This is a genomic window from Frankia sp. R82, assembly GCF_023716925.1.
Taxonomy (GTDB): Bacteria; Actinomycetota; Actinomycetes; order Frankiales; family Frankiaceae; genus Frankia.
In genome coordinates, this window is sequence record NZ_JAMQQG010000330.1 from 1 (window position 1) to 20,475 (window position 20,475).

Here is a 20,475-nt window from a genome sequence, read left to right on the forward strand (position 1 = left end):
CCCGGCCCCCCCCCGCCAACCCCGCGCGCCGCGGGCGGGGGCGCCCCGGCCGAGGCCGAGCCCGTAGCTGCCGAGTGACGTCCCGGCCGCAGGGCTGAACCACAGCACCACTGTCTCCCGTTACAGACGCCCCGACACAGACGCCGAACGCTGCCCCGGAGACACCCTGCCGGGCGCCGGCGCCGAGCACGGACCGATGAGGAAGGAAACGCCACCATGGCGAAGCTGTCCACCGAAGAGCTGCTGGACGCGTTCAAGGAACTGACCCTGCTCGAGCTCTCCGAGTTCGTGAAGCAGTTCGAGGAGACCTTCGGCGTCACCGCCGCGGCACCGGTCGCCGTCGCCGCGGGGCCGGTCGCCGGCGGTGCGGGCGGCGAGGCCGCGGCCGCCGAGGAGCAGGACGAGTTCGACGTGATCCTCGAGTCCGTCGGCGACAAGAAGATCCAGGTCATCAAGGAGGTGCGCGCGCTGACGAGCCTGGGCCTCAAGGAGGCCAAGGACCTCGTCGACGGTGCGCCGAAGCCGGTCCTGGAGAAGGTCGCCAAGGAGGCCGCGGACAAGGCCAAGGCGGCTCTCGAGGGCGCCGGGGCAACCGTCACCGTCAAGTAGTCGACGGGCGCGCACACGCGCTCCGCGCAGCAGCTGCGGTCGCGGGCCGGGGCACCTCCAGGGTGTCCCGGCCCGTGGCATGTCAGGCCGGCGAAATGCCCGGATACGCTGCTACGCAAGGGGTTGGGCAGGTCGGGCGGTTCGTGACGTTTTTCCAAGGGGGTTGACTGCCTCAGTGGATCGGGGTTCCATCATGTCGCGAACACTCGTCGGGAAGCAGATGCGGTGAGCTACGTTCCCTGCGCGCGGTTCAGCCGCGCATGGCCTTGCCAGCGGTGTGCCTGTCGGCTACACTGCTAGTTTGCGCTGCCCTTTTCGTTGCATCGGTTCCGCTGACGCCGGTTCCCCGGCGAGGTCGGGCTCTCCAGTGGGGGTCTGGTCCACGCCGCCGGGTGGCCCCGGTTGCTCGCCGGAGCCGCGTCTGTGGCGGATCCCGGTTCGACGTGAAGGCGCGCGGCCGTGCTGGTGCCTGGCACGGCTTCTAGCAGCCACACCGAGGATCCCAACGCCCGTGCACCGACCCGTTGTTCTCAGCGGACACCGGCGTCGCCGCGCGCTCGCGCCGCGACGGCCCTTCGGCGTGCCCGCAGTCAGCCGAACGCCAGTCACACCGATCGGGTGCGGCTTCGCGGACCGATGGACCAGGAACCGACGGATCCCGCTGCGGGACGAGGGCTTACTCCGACCGCGTGACCGGGTGCCGAGCCGGCAGCCAGCCGACCGGCCACCCGCGACATACGTCCCGCGGTCATCCTCTCACCGGCGAGGCACCCCCGCCGCCGTTCCCGACAACCGTAGCGAGACACTGATCACCTGACCACCCCCGACGGATCCTTGACGTCCGCGACGCCAGCCCGACGATCAGGCCACCGGAAGGACCACCTTGGCCGCCTCGCGCTCTTCCTCCCGCATCTCGTTCGCTAAGATCATTGAGCCCCTCGAGGTCCCGGACCTCCTTGCTCTTCAGACGCAGTCCTTCGACTGGCTGATCGGCAGTGACGCCTGGGCGGAGCGGGTTCAGGAGGCCATCGACTCGGGTCGGGACGATGTTCCGATCACCTCCGGTCTGGAGGAGGTCTTCGAGGAGATCTCCCCGATCGAGGACTTCTCGGGCTCCATGTCCCTGTCCTTCCGGGATCACCGGTTCGAGCCCCCCAAGTACTCCGTGGAGGAGTGCAAGGACAAGGACATGACCTTCTCGGCCCCGCTGTTCGTGACGGCCGAGTTCACCAACAACACCACCGGTGAGATCAAGAGCCAGACGGTGTTCATGGGCGACTTCCCGCTCATGACCCCCAAGGGCACCTTCGTCATCAACGGCACCGAGCGCGTGGTGGTCAGCCAGCTCGTCCGGTCCCCTGGCGTGTACTTCGAGCGCAGCCTCGACAAGGCCTCCGACAAGGACCTGTACTCCTGCAAGGTGATCCCCTCCCGGGGTGCCTGGCTCGAGTTCGAGATCGACAAGCGCGACACCGTCGGCGTCCGGATCGACCGCAAGCGCCGCCAGTCCGTCACCGTGCTGCTCAAGGCGCTCGGCTGGGACGAGGCGCGCATCCTCGAGCGGTTCGGCGACTTTCCGTCGATGCGGGTCACCCTGGAGAAGGACCACACCGCCAGCCAGGACGACGCGCTGCTCGACATCTACCGCAAGCTGCGCCCGGGCGAGCCGCCGACGCGGGAGTCGGCGCAGACCCTGCTGGAGAACCTCTTCTTCAACCCGAAGCGCTACGACCTGGCCAAGGTCGGCCGCTACAAGGTGAACAAGAAGCTCTCCCTCGAGGTGACCCACGACGTCGGCGTCCTCACCGAGGATGACATCGTGCGCACGATCGAGTACGTCGTCAAGCTGCACGCGGGTGCCGACCCGGCCGACTACGAGGTCGACGACATCGACCACTTCGGCAACCGGCGACTGCGCACGGTCGGCGAGCTCATCCAGAACCAGGTCCGGCTGGGCCTGGCGCGCATGGAGCGGGTCGTCCGTGAGCGGATGACCACCCAGGACGTCGAGGCGATCACGCCGCAGACCCTGATCAACATCCGGCCGGTCGTCGCCTCCATCAAGGAGTTCTTCGGCACCAGCCAGCTCTCGCAGTTCATGGACCAGACCAACCCGCTGGCCGGTCTGACCCACAAGCGCCGCCTGTCGGCGCTGGGCCCGGGTGGTCTGTCCCGGGAACGGGCCGGCTTCGAGGTCCGTGACGTGCACCCCAGCCACTACGGCCGGATGTGCCCGATCGAGACGCCGGAAGGCCCGAACATCGGTCTGATCGGCTCGCTGTCGACCTTCGCGCGGGTCAACCCGTTCGGGTTCGTCGAGACGCCGTACCGCAAGGTCGTCAACGGCCAGGTCATCGACCAGATCGACTACCTGACCGCGGACGAGGAGGACCGGCACGTCAAGGCGCAGGCGAACACGCCGCTGCTACCCGACGGCACGTTCGCCGAGGACCGCGTCCTGGTCCGCCGCAAGGGCGGTGAGGTCGAGTTCATCCCGCCGGACGAGGTCGACTACATGGACGTCTCGCCGCGGCAGATGGTGTCCGTGGCCACCGCCATGATTCCGTTCCTCGAGCACGACGACGCCAACCGCGCGCTGATGGGCTCGAACATGCAGCGCCAGTCGGTGCCGCTGCTGCGCTCCGAGGCGCCGCTGGTCGGCACCGGCATGGAGGCCCGCGCGGCCAAGGACGCCGGTGACGTGATCGTCGCGGGCCAGGCCGGCATCGTCGAGGACCTCTCGGCCGACTACATCACCGTCATGCACGACGACGGCACCCGGCGCACCTACCGGCTGGCCAAGTTCCGCCGCTCCAACCAGGGCACCTGTATCAACCAGAAGCCGATCGTGAACGAGGGCGACCGGATCGAGGCCGGCCAGGTCATCGCCGACGGCCCGTGCACCGACAACGGCGAGATGGCGCTCGGCAAGAACATGCTGGTCGCCTTCATGCCGTGGGAGGGGCACAACTACGAGGACGCGATCATCCTGTCGCAGCGCCTCGTGCAGGACGACGTGCTCTCCTCGATCCACATCGAGGAGCACGAGGTCGACGCCCGCGACACCAAGCTCGGCCCGGAGGAGATCACCCGGGACATCCCGAACGTCGCCGAAGAGGTCCTGGCCGACCTCGACGAGCGCGGGATCATCCGGATCGGTGCCGACGTGCAGACCGGAGACGTCCTGGTCGGCAAGGTCACCCCGAAGGGCGAGACCGAGCTGACCCCGGAGGAGCGGCTGCTGCGCGCGATCTTCGGTGAGAAGGCCCGGGAGGTCCGGGACACCTCGCTGAAGGTGCCGCACGGTGAGTCCGGCAAGGTCATCGGCGTGCGGGTGTTCTCCCGCGAGGACGGCGACGAGCTGCCCCCCGGCGTCAACGAGCTGGTCCGGGTGTACGTCGCGCAGAAGCGCAAGATCACTGACGGCGACAAGCTCGCCGGCCGGCACGGCAACAAGGGTGTCATCGCCAAGATTCTCCCGGCCGAGGACATGCCCTTCCTCGAGGACGGCACCCCGGTCGACGTCGTGCTCAACCCGCACGGCGTGCCCCGGCGGATGAACATCGGCCAGATCCTGGAGACCCACCTCGGCTGGGTCGCCAAGACCGGCTGGCAGGTCGACGCCGGCACCGAGGGCTGGAAGGACCGGCTGCGCGGCATCGGCGCCGACGCGGCCCCCCCCGGCACCAACGTCGCCACCCCGGTGTTCGACGGCGCCCGCGAGGAGGAGATCACCGGCCTGCTCGACTCGACCCTGCCCAACCGGGACGGCGTCCAGCTGATCGGCTCCTCCGGCAAGGCCACGCTGTTCGACGGTCGCACCGGCGAGCCGTACCCGTACCCGGTCGCGGTCGGCTACATCTACATCCTCAAGCTGCTCCACCTGGTCGACGACAAGATCCACGCCCGGTCGACCGGCCCCTACTCGATGATCACCCAGCAGCCCCTGGGTGGTAAGGCGCAGTTCGGTGGCCAGCGCTTCGGCGAGATGGAGGTGTGGGCGCTGGAGGCGTACGGCGCCGCCTACGCCCTGCAGGAGCTGCTGACCATCAAGTCCGACGACGTCGTGGGCCGGGTCAAGGTCTACGAGGCGATCGTCAAGGGCGAGAACATTCCGGAACCCGGTATCCCGGAGTCGTTCAAGGTGCTCATCAAGGAGATGCAGTCGCTGTGCCTCAACGTCGAGGTGCTCTCGAGCGACGGCGTGCAGATCGAGATGCGCGACACCGACGAGGACGTCTTCCGTGCGGCGGAGGAACTCGGGATCGACCTGTCCCGGCGTGAGCCGAGCAGCGTCGAGGAAGTCTGACCGACTCCCTGCGTCCCGACCGAGATAGAGAGAGCAGGCGACAGTCTTGCTGGACGTCAACTTCTTCGATGAGCTGCGCATCGGTCTTGCCACTGCGGACGACATCCGCCAGTGGTCGCACGGCGAGGTCAAGAAGCCGGAAACGATCAACTACCGCACCCTGAAGCCGAAGAAGGACGGGCTCTTCTGCGAGAAGATCTTCGGTCCGACCCGGGACTGGGAGTGCTACTGCGGCAAGTACAAGCGGGTCCGCTTCAAGGGCATCATCTGTGAGCGCTGTGGCGTCGAGGTCACCCGGGCCAAGGTGCGCCGCGAGCGGATGGGGCACATCGAGCTCGCCGCCCCGGTCACCCACATCTGGTACTTCAAGGGTGTGCCGAGCCGGCTCGGCTACCTGCTGGACCTGGCGCCGAAGGACCTTGAGAAGGTCATCTACTTCGCCGCCTACATGATCACCAAGGTCGACACGGACGCGCGGCACCGCGACCTGCCCACCCTCGAGGCCCGCATCGGCGTCGAGAAGCAGCAGCTCGAGGACCGCAAGAACGCCGACGTCGAGACCCGGCAGAAGCGCCTGGAGGCCGACCTCGCGCAGCTCGAGGCCGAGGGTGCCAAGGGCGACGCGCGGCGCAAGGTCCGGGAGTCGGCCGAGCGCGAGATGCGCCAGATCCGTGACCGTTCGCAGCGCAAGATCGACGACCTCGACCGGGTCTTCGACCGGTTCAAGAACATGAAGGTCCAGGACCTGGAGCCGGACGAGCTGCTCTACCGCGAGCTGCGCGACCGGTTCGGCCAGTACTTCGACGGCGGCATGGGCGCCGAGGCGCTGCAGCGCCGGCTCGCCGAGTTCGACCTGGCCGCCGAGGCCGAGTCGCTGCGCGAGACCATCCGCAGCGGCAAGGGCCAGAAGAAGGCCCGGGCGCTCAAGCGGCTCAAGGTCGTCTCCGCGTTCCTGATCACCCGTAACTCCCCGATGGGGATGGTGCTCGACTGCGTTCCGGTGATCCCGCCGGACCTGCGGCCGATGGTCCAGCTCGACGGTGGCCGCTTCGCGACCTCCGACCTCAACGACCTGTACCGCCGAGTGATCAACCGGAACAACCGGCTCAAGCGGCTGCTGGACCTCGGCGCGCCCGAGATCATCGTCAACAACGAGAAGCGGATGCTGCAGGAGGCCGTCGACGCACTGTTCGACAACGGTCGCCGCGGCCGGCCGGTCACCGGTCCCGGTAACCGGCCGCTGAAGTCGCTGTCCGACATGCTCAAGGGCAAGCAGGGCCGGTTCCGGCAGAACCTGCTCGGCAAGCGCGTCGACTACTCCGGCCGGTCGGTCATCGTCGTCGGCCCGCAGCTCAAGCTGCACCAGTGCGGTCTGCCCAAGCAGATGGCGCTCGAGCTGTTCAAGCCGTTCGTGATGAAGCGCCTGGTCGACCTCAACCACGCGCAGAACATCAAGTCCGCGAAGCGGATGGTGGAGCGGGCCCGTCCGGTCGTGTGGGACGTGCTCGAGGAGGTCATCACGGAGCACCCGGTGCTGCTCAACCGGGCGCCGACCCTGCACCGCCTGGGCATCCAGGCCTTCGAGCCCCAGCTGGTCGAGGGCAAGGCCATCCAGATCCACCCGCTGGTCTGCACCGCGTTCAACGCCGACTTCGACGGTGACCAGATGGCGGTCCACCTGCCGCTGTCCGCCGAGGCCCAGGCCGAGGCGCGAATCCTGATGCTGTCGAGCAACAACATCCTCTCGCCCGCCTCCGGCCGTCCGCTGGCGATGCCGTCGCTCGACATGGTCACCGGTGTGTTCCACCTGTCGACCCTGGCCGAGGGCGCGGTCGGCGAGGGACGGGCGTTCTCGTCCGTCGCCGAGGCACAGATGGCCTACGACGCGAAGGAGATCGCGCTGCAGGCCCGGATCAGCGTCCGGCTGCGCGACACCACCCCGCCGGCGGAGTGGACGCCGCCGGCCGACTGGATCACCGGGGACGTCTTCACCCTGGAGACCACGTTCGGCCGCTGCCTGCTCAACGAGGCGCTGCCGGAGGGCTACCCCTTCATCAACGAGCAGCTGAACAAGAAGGCCCAGGCCGCGATCGTCAACGACCTGGCCGAGCGGTACCCGAAGATCCAGGTCGCGGCGACCCTGGACGCGCTCAAGAGCGCCGGTTTCTACTGGGCGACCCGCTCCGGTGTCACCGTCGCCATCGAGGACGTCGTCGCGCCGCCGAACAAGGCCGAGATCCTCGACGACTACGAGCAGCGGGCCGACCGGGTGCAGAAGCAGTTCGACCGCGGCTTCCTGTCCGACGAGGAGCGCCGGAGCGAGCTGGTCCAGATCTGGACCGAGGCGACCAACAAGATCGCCGAGGCGATGGAGGCGAACTTCCCGAAGACCAACCCGGTCTACGTGCTGGTCAACTCCGGTGCCGCCGGAAACATGATGCAGATCCGGCAGCTCGCCGGCATGCGTGGTCTGGTCTCCAACCCCAAGGGCGAGATCATCCCGCGGCCGATCAAGGCGAACTTCCGCGAGGGCCTCACCGTGGTCGAGTACTTCATCTCGACCCACGGCGCCCGCAAGGGCCTCGCCGACACGGCGCTGCGCACCGCCGACTCCGGCTACCTGACCCGCCGGCTGGTCGACGTCAGCCAGGACGTCATCGTCCGGGAGGAGGACTGCGGCACCGAGCGTGGCATCCTCACCCGGATCGCCAGCCGCGGCGCCGACGGTGCCCTGGTGCGGGACCGCTACGCCGAGACCTCGGCGTACGCGCGCACGCTCGCCTCCGACGCGATCGACGAGCACGGTGAGATCATCGTGCCCGCCGGTACCGACGCCGGCGACGTCGCGATCGGCCAGATCATCGAGGCCGGCATCGAGAACGTCCGGGTCCGCTCCGCCCTGACCTGCGAGTCGCGGATGGGCGTGTGCGCCCAGTGCTACGGTCGTTCGCTGGCCACCGGCAAGCTGGTCGACGTCGGCGAGGCCGTCGGCATCGTCGCCGCCCAGTCCATCGGCGAGCCCGGCACCCAGCTGACGATGCGTACCTTCCACTCGGGTGGCGTCGCCGGCGACGACATCACCCAGGGTCTGCCGCGCGTCGTCGAGCTGTTCGAGGCCCGTAGCCCCAAGGGCAAGGCGCCGATCACCGAGGTCTCCGGCCGGGTGAAGATCGAGGAGACCGAGAAGACCTTCAAGGTCGTGGTCGTCCCCGACGACGGCAGCGAGGAGATCGCCTACCCGGTGTCCCGCCGCTCCCGGCTGCGGGTGCGCGAGGGCGACCGCATCGAGGTCGGCAACCAGGTCGTCGACGGTGCCGTCGACCCGCACGAGGTGCTGCGCATCCTCGGCCCGCGCCAGGTCCAGCTCCACCTGGTCGAGCAGGTCCAGGAGGTGTACCGCTCGCAGGGTGTGTCCATCCACGACAAGCACATCGAGATCATCATCCGCCAGATGCTCAAGCGGGTGAACGTGCTCGAGTCCGGCGAGACCGCGCTGCTGCCCGGCGAGCTGTGCGAGCGGGCCCGGTTCGAGTCGGAGAACCGCCGGGTCGTGGAGACCGGCGGTCAGCCGGCCTCGGCCCGTCCGGTGCTGATGGGCATCACCAAGGCGTCGCTGGCCACCGAGTCGTGGCTGTCGGCGGCCTCCTTCCAGGAGACGACCCGAGTGCTCACCGACGCGGCGATCAACGCCCGGTCGGACTCGCTCGTCGGCCTGAAGGAGAACGTCATCATCGGAAAGCTGATCCCGGCTGGTACCGGCATCTCCCGGTACCGCAACATCCGGGTGGAGCCGACCGAGGAGGCACGGGCGGCGATGTACTCCGTCGGGGCCTACGAGGACGCCGGCAGTGTCGAGTACGGCGCCTTCGGCACCGGCTCGGGCCAGGCCGTCCCGCTCGACGAGTTCGACTACCGCAGCTCCGGCGACTTCCGCTGACCTGCTGATCCGGCGCCCGCCCAGCGGGCATCACGGCGGCCCGGCTCCTGCGCACCTGCAGGAGCCGGGCCGCCGTTCGGCATTCACCGCCAGCTCCACAACAACTCCCAGTGAGACGGCAGGAGAAGCGACGCGATGACGAACGCGCAGCCGTCGTGGGCGGCGCTGCGGACCGAACGGCTGGTATACGTCGACGACGAGGTCCTCGCGCTCGACAAACCGGCCGGCATCTCGGTGACGGGGGAGCGGCACGACACCGATCTCGTCCGGTTGGCCGCGGCCCAGGGAGAACGGCTTTTTCCGGTACACCGCATCGACAAGGCCACCTCGGGGCTGATTCTTTTTGCCCGCGAGCTGCGCTTTCACGGTGACCTGACCCGACAGTTCGCCCGGCGCACCGTCGGCAAGTGCTACCTGGCCCTCACTCGGACCCGTGGCCTGCCCGCGGCCGGCATCATCGACCTTCCGCTCAGCGTCGGGCGCAAGAACCGGGTCCGCATCGCCGCCAACCGCGCCGACATCCGCATCGAGCCGCCGGTGCCGGCCGGCGGCGCGGCCCGCTGGACGGTCCGGCCCGGTGCGGTGTTCGACCACGTGCGGGTCTACCCGTCCGTCACGACGTTCAGCCGGGTCTGGGAAGGCGGTGACTTCACCCTGCTGGCAGCCGTTCCGGTCAGCGGGCGACGCCACCAGATCCGGGTCCACCTGGCCTGGATCGGCCATCCGATCGACGGCGACCCGCTGTTCGACCGGTCCGTGGCCGGCCGTGCCCTGCTGCACTCCTGGCGGCTGGCCATCGACGTCGGCGGGCAGCGTCGACGGCTCGAGGCCCCACCCGGCGCCGACTTCTGGGCGCCGGGTGCAGGGCATTTCCCGCCTGCCCTGGCGGCCGGGCTTCCAGACCTCGTCCCCTGGGTCGAAGGCCCTTCGCTCGACGCTCGTCCCGATCCGTCGGCAGGCGGGCCGGTCACTGCTCGCTGAACTCGACAAGGCTCTCGATGGCCTGGCGGAGCCAGGCGTTGACACTGCCGACCGAGCGTCTTCGGTGCTGTCCGAGACCCGCGTCGTCGTGGCCGATGGTGATGTTCGTGGAATACCGGTCCCAGCCGGCGACGCCGTCATCGTCCGGGCGCTCGGTGCTGGCGCAGGCTTTTCGTGCCTGGTGTTCTAGGAAGGGCCCGGGTAGGCGGCCTCGCGTAGCTCGCCGTAGGCCCGGGCCAGGTCGGGGAGCTGATAGTGGGCGTTGAGTCCGCTGGGGTTTGGCAGCAGCCAGATCCCGGCGGCCCCGAGGCTTTCCGGTTGCCGGCCGACCCGCGCCGAGCGGCGGCGGAAGCCGACCCGGTAGGCGGCGAGACCCAGAAAGGCGACGAAATCCGGCTTGATCCGTTCGGCCAGGGCCACCAGGGGGCCTACGCCGGCGCGGATCTCCTCGTCGTCGATTTCATCGGCCCGTGCGGTTGAGCGTCCGACCAGGTTGGTGATGCTGAGACCGCGGCTGGTCAGCTCGCTGGTCTCACTCGGGTGCAGGCGGCGTGGGGTGAAACCGGCGAGATGCAGGACGGGCCAGAGTCGGTTGCTCGGAGTCCCGAAGTGGTAGCCGGTCGCCCCGGACTCCAGGGACGGGTTGATGCCGCAGAGCAGGACCACGGTCCGCGGGGCGAGCAGATCGGGAACGGTGCGCCCGTGCGCGGCCAGAATCTGCGCGCGCGTCGGTCGGGGCGGGTGGGTGGGGAGGTCCTGCGGCTCGGCCACCGGTGCGTTGACGGGCCCTCCCCCGACTGAGTCAGACATGGTCCCGCAGCCCCTCGTTTGCCGGTATCGTGCTGTCTGGCACAGCCTGCCAGCGGCGGATGCTGCTGCGGGTGCCGGGGGGCTTGTTGCGGGGGCCTGGTTGCGGGGGCCTGTTGCCGGGGGCCAGCCGGCAGCTGGCGGGTTTCCTGGTGCTGAAGGCGGAGGAGTCCGGCCGCCCCGCGATGCGGGTAGTGGATTGCCGGCCCTGGACGTCCGCCGGCCCTGGACGTCCGCCGGCCCTGGACGTAGGTCGGCCCTGGACGTAGGTCGGGCCTGGGCCGGCGTGGTGGTGCCGTGACGTGCATGTCGGTGTCTGCGCGGGAGGTCGCGCGGCACCCTGTTCGACACGCGACGCAGCCGTGGAGTACTGTTGACCCCTGTGGCCGGAGCCCGTGTGGCTCTGGCGTGCGTCCCGTACTTCGATGTGGCGCCGTGGCGCCGGGTAGGCTGACTAACCTCAGCGCCCAGGCGGCCGTCGGCGACTGTCAGGCTCGGTTCCGCGACGCGGCTGGGCGGGTTGGCGCGCTTTCCACACCGTAGCTGGATCATCACTTCGGATCCGCGCGGTTCAGGTGGCGCGACACGCCCGACCGCGTGGGTCGGGGGATCCGGTCGAAGTCACCAGGCGGCACCAGGGAGTACCGGACAGTGTCCGGTCACTCGGGTGCGGGGCGCAGGCGGACATGCAGGTAGGCCGGGTACCGGTCTGGTTGCCCAAGGCAGTACGACGAGGCGTGACAGGAACGGGAGCGGCGTTGCCCACGATCCAGCAGCTGGTCCGCAAGGGCCGGCAGGACAAGGTCGAGAAGACCAAGACCCCGGCACTCAAGGGGAGCCCTCAGCGTCGTGGCGTGTGCACCCGCGTCTACACGACCACCCCGAAGAAGCCGAACTCGGCGCTGCGCAAGGTGGCTCGTGTCCGACTGAACAGCGGGATCGAGGTCACCGCCTACATCCCGGGCGTCGGCCACAACCTGCAGGAGCACTCGATCGTCCTCGTACGTGGCGGCCGGGTGAAGGACCTGCCGGGTGTCCGCTACAAGATCGTCCGCGGCGCTCTCGACACGCAGGGCGTCCGTAACCGCAAGCAGGCTCGCAGCCGCTACGGCGCGAAGAAGGAGAAGGGCTGATGCCGCGCAAGGGGCCCGCGCCCAAGCACGCCGTCGTCGTCGACCCGGTGTACGGGTCGCCGCTGGTGACCGCGCTGGTGAACAAGGTGCTGCTGAGCGGCAAGAAGTCCGTCGCCGAGCGCATCGTGTACGGCGCGCTTGAGGGCGCGAAGAACAAGACCGGCAACGACCCGGTCGTCACGCTCAAGCGGGCGCTGGACAACGTCAAGCCCACGCTCGAGGTGCGCAGCCGCCGCGTGGGTGGTGCCACCTACCAGGTGCCGGTCGAGGTGCGGGCCAGTCGCAGCACCACGCTTGCACTGCGCTGGCTTGTCAGCTACTCCCGGGCTCGTCGCGAGAAGACGATGACCGAGCGGCTGATGAACGAGCTCATCGACGCGAGCAACGGTCTCGGCGCGAGCGTGAAGCGCCGGGAGGACACCCACAAGATGGCGGAGTCCAACAAGGCCTTCGCCCACTACCGCTGGTAGCTCGAGATGCCTTCTGACGCACCCTCCTCGCTGGCCAGGACCCGCAACATCGGGATCATGGCCCACATCGACGCGGGCAAGACCACCACCACCGAGCGCATCCTCTTCTACACCGGTGTGAACTACAAGATCGGTGAAGTCCACGAGGGTGGCGCCACGATGGACTGGATGGAGCAGGAACAGGAGCGGGGGATCACGATCACCTCCGCCGCCACCACCTGTATCTGGCGCGACCACACCATCAACATCATCGACACGCCCGGCCACGTCGACTTCACCGTCGAGGTGGAGCGCTCGCTGCGTGTCCTTGACGGTGCGGTCGCGGTGTTCGACGCCGTCGCCGGGGTCGAACCGCAGAGCGAAACGGTCTGGAAGCAGGCCGACCGGTACGACGTGCCACGGATCGCCTTCGTCAACAAGATGGACCGGGTCGGCGCGGAGTTCCACCGCTGCGTCGACATGATGGTCGACCGGCTTGACGCGACGCCCGCCGTCATCCAGCTCCCCTGGGGCGTGGAGTCGGACTTCCGCGGCGTCATCGACCTGATCCGGTTGAAGGGTCTGCTCTGGCAGTCCGAGGACAAGGGCGCGTCCTACGACACCGTCGACATTCCGGCCGACCACGCCGAGGCGGCGCAGGAGTGGCGTGACAAGCTGATCGAGACCGTCGCCGAGAACGACGACGAGCTCATGGAGCTCTACCTCGAGGGCGTGGAGCCCTCCGAGGAGCAGCTCGTGGCGGCCCTGCGGCGGGCGACCCTGGCCAGCAAGGTCAACCCGGTGCTGTGCGGTTCCGCGTTCAAGAACAAGGGCGTCCAGCCCATGCTCGACGCGGTCGTGGAGTTCCTCCCGAACCCGCTCGACATCGGCGCCACGGTCGGCCATTCGGTCAACGACGAGGCCGTCGAGGTCCGCCGGGAGCCGAGTGAGGACGCGCCGTTCTCCGCGCTCGCCTTCAAGATCATGAGTGACCCGTACGTCGGCAAGCTGACCTACATCCGGGTCTACTCGGGCAAGATCAACGGTGGCTCCCCGGTCCTGAACTCCACCAAGGACCGCAAGGAGCGCATTGGGCGCATCCTGCAGATGCACGCCAACCACCGGGAGGACCGCGAGGGCGTCGGCGCGGGTCAGATCGTCGCCGTGGTGGGTCTGAAGAACACCACCACCGGTGACACGCTCTGTGACCCGAACGCGCCGGTGATCCTGGAGTCGATGACCTTCCCGGCTCCGGTCATCCACGTGGCGATCGAGCCGAAGACGAAGGCCGACCAGCAGAAGCTGGGCACCGCGATCCAGCGCCTCGCCGAGGAGGACCCGACCTTCCAGGTCCGCACCGACGAGGAGACCGGTCAGACGATCATCGCCGGCATGGGCGAGCTGCACCTCGACGTGCTGGTCGACCGGATGCGTCGCGAGTTCAGCGTCGAGGCGAACGTCGGCAAGCCGCAGGTCGCGTACCGGGAGACCATCCGCCGCAAGGTGGAGAAGGTCGACTACACGCACAAGAAGCAGACCGGCGGCTCAGGCCAGTACGCCCGCGTGATCATCAACCTCGAGCCCTCCGGCGGCGACGGCGGCGGGTACGAGTTCCAGAACAAGGTCACCGGCGGTCGCATCCCCAAGGAGTACATCCCCTCGGTGGACGCCGGCTGCCAGGAGGCCATGGAGTTCGGCGTGCTCGCCGGATACCCGCTGGTCGACGTCAAGGTGACCCTCCTGGACGGTCAGTACCACGACGTGGACTCCTCGGAGCTCGCGTTCAAGATCGCCGGATCGATGGTGTTCAAGGACGCGGCGCGCAAGGCCGACCCGGTTCTACTCGAACCGCTGATGGCCGTCGAGGTCACAACGCCCGAGGACCACATGGGCGACGTGATCGGCGACCTGAACTCGCGGCGCGGGCAGATCCAGGCGATGGAGGAGCGCGGCGGCTCGCGGATCGTGCGGGCCCAGGTTCCGCTGTCGGAGATGTTCGGCTACGTGGGTGACCTGCGGTCGAAGACCTCCGGGCGGGCCAGCTACTCGATGCAGTTCGACTCCTACGCCGAGGTTCCCGCGAACGTCGCCAAGGAGATCATCGCCAAGGCGCGGGGGGAGTGACCGCCTCCGCGGCGTGAGCACCACCCCACCTGACGACTACACAGCACGACACCACCCGTCCTTGGAGGGACACCCGTGGCGAAGCAGAAGTTCGAGCGGACCAAGCCGCACGTCAACATCGGCACCATCGGTCACATCGACCATGGCAAGACCACCCTGACCGCGGCCATCACCAAGGTCCTGCACGACGCCTACCCGGACCTCAACCCCTTCACGCCGTTCGACCAGATCGACAAGGCGCCGGAGGAGAAGGCCCGCGGCATCACGATCTCCATCGCGCACGTCGAGTACCAGACCGACTCGCGGCACTACGCACATGTCGACTGCCCGGGTCACGCGGACTACATCAAGAACATGATCACCGGTGCCGCGCAGATGGACGGCGCGATCCTGGTGGTCTCCGCGACCGACGGCCCGATGCCGCAGACGAAGGAGCACGTGCTGCTCGCTCGTCAGGTCGGTGTGCCGTACATCGTCGTGGCGCTGAACAAGGCCGACATGGTCGACGACGAGGAGATCCTCGAGCTCGTCGAGCTGGAGGTCCGCGAGCTGCTGAACTCCTACGAGTTCCCCGGCGACGACGTTCCGGTCATCCGCGTCTCCGCGCTCAAGGCGCTGGAGGGTGACAAGGAGTGGGGCGCCAAGCTGCTCGAGCTCATGGCGGCGGTCGACGAGTCGATCCCCGAGCCGGTTCGTGAGATCGACAAGCCGTTCCTGATGCCGATCGAGGACGTCTTCACGATCACGGGTCGTGGCACGGTTGTCACCGGCCGCGTCGAGCGTGGAATCGTCAAGGTCAGCGAGACGATCGAGATCGTCGGCATCAAGCCGGAGACGACCACCACGACCGTCACCGGCGTCGAGATGTTCCGCAAGCTGCTCGACGAGGGCCAGGCCGGCGACAACGTCGGACTGCTCCTGCGCGGCATCAAGCGCGAGGACGTCGAGCGCGGCCAGGTCATCGTGAAGCCGAAGTCGATCACCCCGCACACGGTGTTCGAGGCTCGCGTCTACATCCTGAACAAGGACGAGGGCGGCCGGCACACGCCGTTCTTCAAGAACTACCGTCCGCAGTTCTACTTCCGCACCACCGACGTGACCGGCGTCGTGACCCTCCCCGAGGGCACCGAAATGGTCATGCCGGGCGACAACACCGAGATGACGGTCGAGCTGATCCAGCCGATCGCCATGGAGGAAGGTCTGCGCTTCGCCATCCGCGAGGGTGGCCGGACCGTCGGTGCGGGCCAGGTCACGAAGGTTCTCAAGTAGCAGGGCGGGCGGTGGGTCCGGACACCCGGGCCCACCGCCCGCGCATTGCTGCCCGAACGTCCCGCGCGGCGCGGTCGACGTGGCAGTCCAGTTGAACAGTGGCAGTGCAGCTAGCCCGGGCCGAGCCGTCGACGTCGTCGGCGGGGGACCGGTACGAGACAGCGGTAGAACCGGCAGATTCCCGCACCGCCGGCAGCGGGCGCCCCGCGCCCCCCGGCGCGGTGGAGATCTACGGGCGGTGACCCGGTAGCGGTACCGGCCGGACGAGACAGACAGGACAGGCGAAGCCCACCATGGCGGCACAGAAGATCCGCATTCGGCTCAAGGCCTATGACCACGAGGTCATCGACAGCTCGGCGCGGAAAATCGTCGAGACGGTGACCCGGACGGGTGCGCAGGTCGCGGGACCGGTGCCGCTGCCGACGGAGAAGAACATCTACTGCGTCATCCGGTCGCCGCACAAGTACAAGGACAGCCGCGAGCACTTCGAGATGCGGACGCACAAGCGGCTGATCGACATCCTTGACCCGACGCCGAAGACGGTCGACTCGCTCATGCGCCTCGACCTGCCCGCCGGCGTCGACATCGAGATCAAGCTGTAAGAGGGGCCGGCGCAGTCATGCTCATCCGCAACTACAGAGGGCTCCTGGGCACCAAGCTCGGGATGACCCAGGTATGGGACGCGAACAACCGCGTCGTGCCGGTCACCGTCATCAAGGCCGGACCCAACGTCGTCACGCAGGTCAAGACGCCGGACTCCGACGGCTACTCGGCCGTCCAGCTCGGCTATGGCGAGATCGACCCACGTCGGATCAACAAGCCGACCCGTGGGCACTTCGACACCAGTGGGGTCACCCCGCGGCGCCATCTGGTCGAGCTGCGCACCGCGGACGCCACCAAGTACCAGCCCGGTCAGGAACTGACCACCGAGGTGTTCACCGTCGGCACGGTTGTCGACGTGACCGGCACCTCCAAGGGCAAGGGCTTCGCCGGTGTCATGAAGCGCCACGGCTTCAAGGGCCTGGGCGCGGGACACGGCGTCGAGCGCAAGCACCGCTCGCCGGGTTCGGTCGGCGGTTGCGCCACCCCCGGTCGGGTGTTCAAGGGCCTGCGGATGGCCGGTCGGATGGGCCACGCGCGCACCACCACGGCCGGGCTCACGATCCACGCCGTCGACACCGAGCGTGGCTTCCTGCTGGTCAAGGGTGCGGTACCGGGCCCCGACGGCGGACTCGTCTTCGTGCGCAGCGCGGCCAAGCGCCCGGCGCCCGGCGACTTCGCCCCGGTCGCGGCCGGTACCGGTGAGGAGGTCTCGGCATGACCCGCACGGTCGAGGTGCACGGCGGCAGCAGCGCCGAGCTGCCCGATGGTGTGTTCGACGTGGCGCTGAACGTCCCGCTGATCCACCAGGTCGTGGTCGCCCAGCTCGCGGCTGCCCGCCAGGGCACCCACGACACCAAGACCCGTGGCGAGGTGCGCGGCGGTGGCCGCAAGCCGTACCGGCAGAAGGGCACCGGGCGCGCCCGGCAGGGCTCACTGCGGGCGCCGCAGTTCACCGGCGGTGGCGTCGTCCACGGACCGACGCCACGCAAGTACGACCAGCGCACGCCCAAGAAGATGAAGGCCGCCGCGCTGCGCGGCGCGCTGTCCGACCGGGCGCGCAACAACCGGGTCCATGTCGTGGCCTCGCTGGTCACCGGCGAGACGCCGTCGACCAAGGCCGCCGTGACGACGCTGCGCGCGATCGCCGACACCCGCCGGGTGCTGGTCGTCGCCAGCCGTTCCGAGGAACTGACCTGGAAGAGCCTGCGCAACGTCGAGACGGTGCACCTGCTCGACCCGGGCCAGCTCAACACCTATGACGTGCTGGTCAGTGACGATGTCGTCTTCACCGAGGAGGCGCTGGCCGCGTTCCTCGCCCGCGGCGGCCGCGCGGCCGAGCGGACCGTGGCCGGGGCGGAGGAGAACAAGTGATTCCCGACCCGCGTGACGTCATCCTGCGGCCGGTCGTCTCGGAGAAGAGCTACGGCCTGCTCGACGAGAACGTCTACACCTTCATCGTGCACCCGGACGCGAACAAGACCCACATCAAGCTCGCCGTCCAGCAGATCTTCGGCGTGCGGGTCCTGCGGGTGAACACCATCAACCGGCAGGGCAAGCGCAAGCGGACCAAGCACGGCTGGGGACAGCGGTCCGCCACCAAGCGGGCCCTGGTGAGCCTTGCTCCCGGTGACACGATCGAGATCTTCGGAGGCCCCGGTGCCTGAGCACGCGCGTTGCGTCGCGTCCGCGGGTGCGCCCTCGACGGGCCAGGGACGGTAGGAAGCCATGGGTATTCGTAGGTACAAGCCGACGACGCCAGGGCGTCGTGGCTCGAGCGTGGCCGACTTCGTCGAGATCACCCGGGACCACCCGGAGAAGTCGCTGGTCCGCCCGCTGCACTCCAAGGGTGGTCGCAACGCCCACGGCCGGATCACCACCCGGCACCAGGGCGGCGGCCACAAGCGGGCCTATCGGCTCATCGACTTCCGTCGCGACAAGGACGGCGTGCCGGCCAAGGTCGCGCACATCGAGTACGACCCGAACCGCACCGCCCGGATCGCGCTGCTGCACTACGCCGACGGCGAGAAGCGTTACATCCTCGCGCCGGTCAAGCTCAAGCAGGGCGACCAGGTCAGCTCCGGCGTCGGTGCCGACATCAAGCCCGGCAACGCGCTGCCGCTGCGCAACATCCCGACCGGTACCGTGATCCACGCCATCGAGCTGCGCCCCGGCGGCGGCGCCAAGATCGCCCGTAGCGCCGGTGCCAGCGTGCAGCTCGTCGCGAAGGACGGTCCGTACGCCCAGCTGCGGATGCCCTCGGGCGAGATCCGCAACGTGGACGTCCGCTGCCGCGCGACCGTCGGCGAGGTGGGCAACGCCGAGCAGAGCAACATCAACTGGGGCAAGGCCGGCCGGATGCGCTGGAAGGGCCGTCGTCCCACCGTCCGCGGTGTGGCGATGAACCCGGTCGACCACCCGCACGGTGGTGGTGAGGGCAAGACCTCCGGTGGTCGCCACCCGGTCAACCCGAAGGGCCGTCCGGAGGGTCGCACCCGCGCCCACAAGAAGGCCTCCGACGCGATGATCGTGCGTCGGCGCAAGCAGAACAGGCGGCGGTAGTGACCTCACCAACCCGGACCGCGACCGCCAGCCCGATCCGTTCCGTTCACCAGATCTGAGCAGGAAGGAGGAGACACAGCCATGCCACGCAGTCTTAAAAAGGGCCCGTTCGTCGACGACCACCTGCTCAAGAAGGTGGACGTACAGAACTCCAAGGGCACCAAGCACGTCATCAAGACCTGGTCGCGCCGCTCGACCGTGATCCCCGACATGCTGGGGCACACGATCGCCGTGCACGACGGCCGCAAGCACGTCCCGGTGTTCATCACCGAGGGCATGGTCGGCCACAAACTCGGTGAGTTCGCCCCGACCCGGACCTTCCGCGGGCACGTCAAGGAGGACCGGAGGTCACGCCGTGGCTGACGATCTCGTCGACGGTCTGACCCGGGCCGGCCTGCCGGGCGCCAAGGCGTCCGCCCGCTATGTGCGGGTGTCCCCGACGAAGGCGCGCCGGGTCGTCGACCTGGTCCGCGGTCGCTCGGTCAGCGAGGCACTCGACATCCTCCGGTTCGCCCCCCAGGCGGCCAGCGAGGACGTCTACAAGGTCGTCGCCAGCGCGGCGGCGAACGCCGAGAACAACAACGGCCTCGACCCGGCCACGCTCTGGGTCGCCGAGGTCTACGTGGACGAGGGGCCGACGCTCAAGCGCATCCGCCCCCGTGCCCAGGGCCGGGCCTACCGGATCCGCAAGCGCACCAGCCACATCACCGTCGTGGTGGAGAGCCGCGAGCCGCTCGCCGCGGCCGGCGGCCGGGGCGCGAAGACGACTAGGAGGGCCCGGTAGTGGGGCAGAAGGTCAACCCGCACGGGTTCCGACTTGGCATCACGTCGGAGTTCACCTCCCGCTGGTACGCCGACAAGCAGTACAAGGCGTACGTCGGCGAGGACGTGAAGATCCGCAAGATGATGTCGCGGGGCATGGAGCGGGCCGGAATCAGCCGGGTCGACATCGAGCGCACCCAGGGTCGGCTGCGGGTGGACATCCACACCGCCCGCCCGGGCATCGTCATCGGCCGCCGGGGCGCCGAGGCCGACCGCATCCGCGGCGACCTGGAGAAGCTCACCGGCAAGCAGGTCCAGCTCAACATCCTCGAGGTGAAGAACCCCGAGGTGGACGCGCAGCTCGTCGCGCAGGGTGTGGCCGAGCAGCTGTCCAGCCGGGTCAGCTTCCGCCGCGCGATGCGCAAGGCGATGCAGACCGCGATGAAGGGCGGCGCGAAGGGCATCCGGGTGCAGTGCTCCGGACGCCTCGGCGGCGCCGAGATGAGCCGTTCGGAGTTCTACCGCGAGGGTCGGGTCCCGCTGCACACGCTGCGTGCGGACATCGACTACGGCTTCTACGAGGCCCGGACGAACTTCGGTCGGATCGGCGTCAAGGTCTGGATCTACAAGGGCGACATCGTGCAGAGCCGGGCCGAGCGGGAGGCCCAGGAGGCGCTGCAGCGCCAGACCCGCCGGGACCGGCCACGTCGCGGGCCGCGCTCGGGCTCGTCCGGTACCACCCAGGGCGGTACCGACGCCGGTCGCGCCGCGGCGCGCAACGAGCGTCGGGGTGGTCGCGGCGGCGGTGCGCCGGCCGCCGAGACCACTGCGCCCGAGGCGGCGTCGACGGACGCCAGCGCGTCCGAGGCAGCCGTGACCGAGGCAGCCTGTCTCTTATAAACATATCCCAGCCCACCACACACCAGGAAATAT

At 68.8% G+C, this 20,475-nt stretch carries 16 protein-coding genes and 1 pseudogene; 16 read left to right on the forward strand and 1 reads right to left on the reverse strand.

What is annotated here, in order from left to right; all coding sequences use genetic code 11:
• Positions 1 to 216: 216 nt before the first annotated feature.
• The 4 genes from rplL to ND747_RS27310 all read left to right on the forward strand — a co-directional run bounded on the left by rplL (position 217) and on the right by ND747_RS27310 (position 9,836).
• Positions 217 to 609, forward strand: a complete 393-nt coding sequence (gene rplL, locus ND747_RS27295) for a 50S ribosomal protein L7/L12 (RefSeq protein ID WP_251737139.1) — start codon at positions 217 to 219, stop codon at positions 607 to 609.
• 883 nt (positions 610 to 1,492) lie between these two features.
• Positions 1,493 to 4,918 (forward strand): DNA-directed RNA polymerase subunit beta, encoded by a 3,426-nt coding sequence (gene rpoB / locus ND747_RS27300; RefSeq protein ID WP_251737140.1) that lies wholly within the window; start codon positions 1,493 to 1,495, stop codon positions 4,916 to 4,918.
• A 46-nt stretch (positions 4,919 to 4,964) separates the two neighbouring features.
• Positions 4,965 to 8,855 (forward strand): DNA-directed RNA polymerase subunit beta', encoded by a 3,891-nt coding sequence (locus tag ND747_RS27305; protein WP_251737141.1) that lies wholly within the window; start codon positions 4,965 to 4,967, stop codon positions 8,853 to 8,855.
• Positions 8,856 to 8,990: 135 nt separating this feature from the next.
• Complete coding sequence (locus ND747_RS27310) at positions 8,991 to 9,836, forward strand: RluA family pseudouridine synthase (protein ID WP_251737142.1); 846 nt, start codon at positions 8,991 to 8,993, stop codon at positions 9,834 to 9,836.
• Between the two features lie 186 nt (positions 9,837 to 10,022).
• Here the strand turns inward: ND747_RS27310 and mug are convergent, their stop codons facing one another.
• Positions 10,023 to 10,646: a G/U mismatch-specific DNA glycosylase gene (mug, locus tag ND747_RS27315; RefSeq protein ID WP_251737143.1), complete on the reverse strand. Its 624-nt coding sequence runs from the start codon at positions 10,644 to 10,646 to the stop codon at positions 10,023 to 10,025.
• Positions 10,647 to 11,401: 755 nt separating this feature from the next.
• Here mug and rpsL point away from each other — a divergent pair.
• From rpsL to rpsC, 12 genes and pseudogenes are all read left to right on the forward strand, one after another.
• Positions 11,402 to 11,776, forward strand: coding sequence for a 30S ribosomal protein S12 (rpsL, locus tag ND747_RS27320; RefSeq protein WP_009740532.1), 375 nt, complete (start codon positions 11,402 to 11,404; stop codon positions 11,774 to 11,776).
• Positions 11,776 to 12,246: a 30S ribosomal protein S7 gene (gene rpsG / locus ND747_RS27325; protein WP_251737144.1), complete on the forward strand. Its 471-nt coding sequence runs from the start codon at positions 11,776 to 11,778 to the stop codon at positions 12,244 to 12,246. Before rpsL ends, rpsG begins: the two co-directional genes overlap by 1 nt.
• A gap of 6 nt (positions 12,247 to 12,252) precedes the next feature.
• Complete coding sequence (gene fusA / locus ND747_RS27330; protein WP_251737145.1) at positions 12,253 to 14,349, forward strand: elongation factor G; 2,097 nt, start codon at positions 12,253 to 12,255, stop codon at positions 14,347 to 14,349.
• 75 nt (positions 14,350 to 14,424) lie between these two features.
• Positions 14,425 to 15,618 (forward strand): elongation factor Tu, encoded by a 1,194-nt coding sequence (tuf, locus tag ND747_RS27335; protein WP_251737146.1) that lies wholly within the window; start codon positions 14,425 to 14,427, stop codon positions 15,616 to 15,618.
• Positions 15,619 to 15,911: 293 nt separating this feature from the next.
• A complete protein-coding gene (gene rpsJ / locus ND747_RS27340) occupies positions 15,912 to 16,220 on the forward strand; it encodes a 30S ribosomal protein S10 (protein ID WP_007514815.1) in 309 nt (102 codons plus the stop codon).
• A 17-nt stretch (positions 16,221 to 16,237) separates the two neighbouring features.
• Positions 16,238 to 16,939, forward strand: coding sequence for a 50S ribosomal protein L3 (gene rplC, locus ND747_RS27345; protein ID WP_251737147.1), 702 nt, complete (start codon positions 16,238 to 16,240; stop codon positions 16,937 to 16,939).
• On the forward strand, positions 16,936 to 17,592 hold the full coding sequence (gene rplD, locus ND747_RS27350) for a 50S ribosomal protein L4 (RefSeq protein ID WP_251737148.1): 657 nt from the start codon (positions 16,936 to 16,938) through the stop codon (positions 17,590 to 17,592). The genes rplC and rplD overlap by 4 nt, the downstream gene beginning before the upstream one ends.
• On the forward strand, positions 17,589 to 17,885 hold the full coding sequence (rplW, locus tag ND747_RS27355; protein ID WP_251737149.1) for a 50S ribosomal protein L23: 297 nt from the start codon (positions 17,589 to 17,591) through the stop codon (positions 17,883 to 17,885). Before rplD ends, rplW begins: the two co-directional genes overlap by 4 nt.
• Positions 17,886 to 17,946: 61 nt before the next feature.
• A complete protein-coding gene (rplB, locus tag ND747_RS27360; RefSeq protein ID WP_251737150.1) occupies positions 17,947 to 18,780 on the forward strand; it encodes a 50S ribosomal protein L2 in 834 nt (277 codons plus the stop codon).
• An 81-nt stretch (positions 18,781 to 18,861) separates the two neighbouring features.
• Positions 18,862 to 19,143, forward strand: coding sequence for a 30S ribosomal protein S19 (gene rpsS / locus ND747_RS27365; protein WP_009740524.1), 282 nt, complete (start codon positions 18,862 to 18,864; stop codon positions 19,141 to 19,143).
• Positions 19,136 to 19,564, forward strand: coding sequence for a 50S ribosomal protein L22 (rplV, locus tag ND747_RS27370; RefSeq protein WP_251737151.1), 429 nt, complete (start codon positions 19,136 to 19,138; stop codon positions 19,562 to 19,564). Before rpsS ends, rplV begins: the two co-directional genes overlap by 8 nt.
• Positions 19,564 to 20,424 (forward strand): annotated as a pseudogene (gene rpsC, locus ND747_RS27375) (30S ribosomal protein S3); the annotation flags it as partial. The gene rplV and the pseudogene rpsC, both read left to right, overlap by 1 nt.
• Between the last annotated feature and the right edge of the window lie 51 nt (positions 20,425 to 20,475).